The 3,144-nt window shown below is 75.2% G+C and carries 3 protein-coding genes and 1 pseudogene; 1 reads left to right on the forward strand and 3 read right to left on the reverse strand.

Going from position 1 to position 3,144, the window contains the following annotated elements; translation table 11 throughout:
* Positions 1-916: hypothetical protein (locus H5J33_RS28925; protein ID WP_399552950.1), on the reverse strand; the 916-nt coding region annotated here is incomplete at its 3' end.
* Positions 813-1,757 (reverse strand): phosphatase PAP2 family protein, encoded by a 945-nt coding sequence (locus tag H5J33_RS28930; protein WP_181797771.1) that lies wholly within the window; start codon positions 1,755-1,757, stop codon positions 813-815. The genes H5J33_RS28925 and H5J33_RS28930, both read right to left, overlap by 104 nt.
* Positions 1,758-2,005: 248 nt before the next feature.
* Between H5J33_RS28930 and H5J33_RS28935 the strand changes: the two genes are divergently transcribed.
* A complete protein-coding gene (locus tag H5J33_RS28935) occupies positions 2,006-2,602 on the forward strand; it encodes a histidine phosphatase family protein (protein ID WP_181797772.1) in 597 nt (198 codons plus the stop codon).
* Positions 2,603-2,745: 143 nt separating this feature from the next.
* Here H5J33_RS28935 and H5J33_RS28940 read toward each other — a convergent pair.
* Positions 2,746-3,144, reverse strand: a pseudogene (locus H5J33_RS28940) (hypothetical protein); the annotation flags it as partial.

Raw genomic sequence — 3,144 nt, forward strand, 5'->3', positions numbered from 1 at the left:
CCTCCACCGCCGCCGTCAGCTCCTCGGCGGGCCGGTCGGGCGCGAAGCACGTGCCCTCGGGCAGCGTGTCGGCGATCTCCTCGATCCGGGTGAGCCGGGCGAGCTGGCGGGCGGTGACCGCGCGCTGCCTGCGGATGTCCACGGCGGAACCCGCGGGCAGGTTCGAGAAGTCCCTGGGGCACACCAGCAGCACCTGGTGGCGCACCTCGGGGACGGGGTCGAGGCGGGCGGCGACCTGCTCCAGCGCCAGCACGTACACCGCCGCCTGCCGGGCCGCCGCGCCCACCTTCGCCGGGTCGGCGGCGCCGTCCACCATCGGGAAGGACTTGATCTCCACCACCGACCAGCCGCCGTCCGGGTGCACCACCACCGCGTCCGGCTCCAGGAAGGCGGGCGAACCGGCCACGTCCAGGGCGAGCATCGGATGGTCCAGCAGCGTCCAGCCGCCCGCCCGGGTGGCCTCGCGCAGCGCCAGCGCCGTACGGGCCGTACGCCCCTCGGGGCCGTGCGCGCTCAGATCGGGCACGGCCGCGCCGACCGGCGGCTCGGCGCCCGGGTCGAGCCGGGCGTGCACCAGCCGCAGCAGCTCCGCGCCGCCGTCCGCCTTCACCCGCGCCTCGAACGCGTTGCCCCGGGTCAGCGCGAACTGCGACTGCCCGAAGCCGGACGGAGCGCCCAGCGCCGTCGCCAGCCGGGCCTTGTCCACCCCGGCTCCGTCCAGGATCGCCCGCCGGGCGCACCCGGGGTTCGCGGCGAGCGCCGCGAGGGCACGGGCGTCCAGGGCCTTGGCCGGTACGTCGGGACCGCGCAGCTCAGCGAGCCGGTGTCGGAGCCCCTTCGCCCGCGTCGGTGGCGGGGGCGTCCGGTCCGGCCGCGGGGCCGAGCCGCGACTCGCGCTGCCGTGGAATTCGCTCACCCGCCGAAGTCTGGCATCCGGCACTGACAATCGGGGAACGCGTGCCGGAAACGGCCGGTGCGGCGGGCCGCGACAGCCGGTCCCGGAGCCGGTCCACCGCCCGCACGAGGGGCGGCGCCAGCAGGTAGCCGACACCCATCACGGCGACGCCCGCGACCGCGTCCAGGAGGTAGTGGTTGGCGGTGCCCATGACCACGATCGCGGTCAGCAGCGGGTAGACGACACCGAGGACCCTCGCCAGACGGGTGCCGCCGTGGCGCCACAGCATCACCCCGCACCACAGCGCCCAGCCCACGTGCAGGCTCGGCATCGCCGCGTACTGGTTGGTCATGCCGCCCATGCCGCGCGGGGCGCTGGCCTCGCCGCCCCACCAGCCGTACGAGCTGTACTGCGCCATGGTGTCCACGAAGCCGTGGCCGGCGTCCAGCAGCCGGGGCGGGCAGGTCGGCAGCAGGGTGAAGCCGATCAGACCGATGAAGGTGGACGCCAGCAGCCAGGTGCGCGCGGCCCGGTAGTGCGGGGCACGCGCGCGGAAGAGCCACACCAGGATGGCGGGCGTGACCAGGTAGTGCAGCGAGGCGTACCAGAAGTCGGCCGGCACACCGAGCCAGGGCTCCCGGGTGAACAGCCGGTTCAGCGGGTGCTCGGCGTTGAGGTGCAGGGCCTTCTCGATGCGCAGGATCGCCAGGCCGTGGTCGACGGCGCCGGAGACGTCACCGCGCGCGAGGAGCCGGCCGGCCGAGTAGCAGCCGTAGACCAGCAGGATCAGCGGCAGCTCGGTCCACCAGCGCGGCCGGGGACGGAGGGCCACCTCGGTGCCCGGTGTCTCGGTCTGCGGCAATCCGATCGCCCTCCCCCTTCTGCGGTGTGCGGTACGCGCGCCCCGGCGGGCGACCGTGCCACTTTACGGTGTCCCTACGGCGCCCATGAGGGGCCCGTCGGCCGCACCCGGTGCGCGTCCGGACCTGGAAGACGCCGGACCCGCCCGCGGGGTTGCCTGTCGGTGGGGTGAGCGATGATGGAGGGGCCGACAACACCCGTAGCTTCCGTGACGTCCCCGGGGCGTCACCCTTTCCGGAGAGGTCTCCCATGGCACCGCGCATCCTGCTGGCCCGGCACGGACAGACCTCCTGGTCGCTGTCCGGCAAGCACACCGGCAGGACCGATGTGCCGCTGCTGGAGGAGGGCCGGCACGGGGCCAAGCTGCTCGGCGAGCGGCTGCACCGCGCCCCGCTGGACGGGCTGCCGGACGTGGAGATACGCACCAGCCCGCTCTCCCGCGCGCGCGAGACGTGCGAACTCGCCGGGTTCGGCGACCGGGCCGAGCGCTGGGACACGCTGATGGAGTGGGACTACGGCGCGTACGAGGGGATGACCCCGGCGGAGATCCAGGCGGTCCGGCCGGGCTGGCTGATCTGGCGGGACGGGGTCCCGGAGGGCGAGTCCGTCGCCGAGGTCGCCGCGCGCGCCGACGAGGTGGTGTCGTGGGCCCGCTCGGCCGACCGCGACGTCCTCGTCTTCGCCCACGGGCACATCCTGCGGTCGATCGGGGCGCGGTGGCTGGGGCTGCCGCTGGACTTCGCGGCCCGCATCCGGCTGAACCCCACGTCGCTGTCCGTGCTGGGCTGGGCGTACGGCGAGCCGGCGATCGAGAACTGGAACGACGTGGGGCACCTGGCCGGCTGACGGGGGGCACCCGGGACCGGTGACGCCGCCCCACCCCGGAACGTGAGATGCGTCCCCCCCGCCCCGGACCGCTGAGGCGCCGGCCTGCGGACGCGGTGACGTGCCGGCCCGGCGTTGATGACGTGCCGGGCCGGGGTCGGTGACTATGCCGGCTCCCCGCCCCGTACCGGACGCGGTCCCTTGTGCGAGGCGTGGCGTTCCAGGAACTCCGCGACCCCCGACGCCCGCCGGTGCGGCAGCAGTACCCGTGCCGTTCCGGCCAGCATCCCCTGGATGCGCGAGGACTGGACCTGGTCCAGCAGCGCGAGGACCCGCAGGCCGGCCTCCGCCGCCTCGTCGGGACGGCCCTCGCGGGCGAGGTCGTCGGCGAGCTCGGCGGTGTAGAGCGCGATGTTGCGGGTGAAGTGCGGATCCTGGGCCTGCGCGGCGCGCCGCGCCTGCCGGGACGCCCGCCGCCAGTCGCCCAGCGTGGACCAGCACTGCGCCTCCAGACCCGCCAGCTCGGCCTCGCCGTAGAAGCTCATCCACTCCGGGTCCGCGTC

The organism is Streptomyces sp. WELS2 (genome assembly GCF_013870595.1).
In the GTDB taxonomy this organism is placed as follows: domain Bacteria; phylum Actinomycetota; class Actinomycetes; order Streptomycetales; family Streptomycetaceae; genus Streptomyces.

Coding starts and splice junctions, on each gene's coding strand:
- H5J33_RS28935 (WP_181797772.1), top strand. CDS start 2,006: ATGGCACCGCGCATCCTGCTGGCCCGGCACGGACAGACCTCCTGGTCG.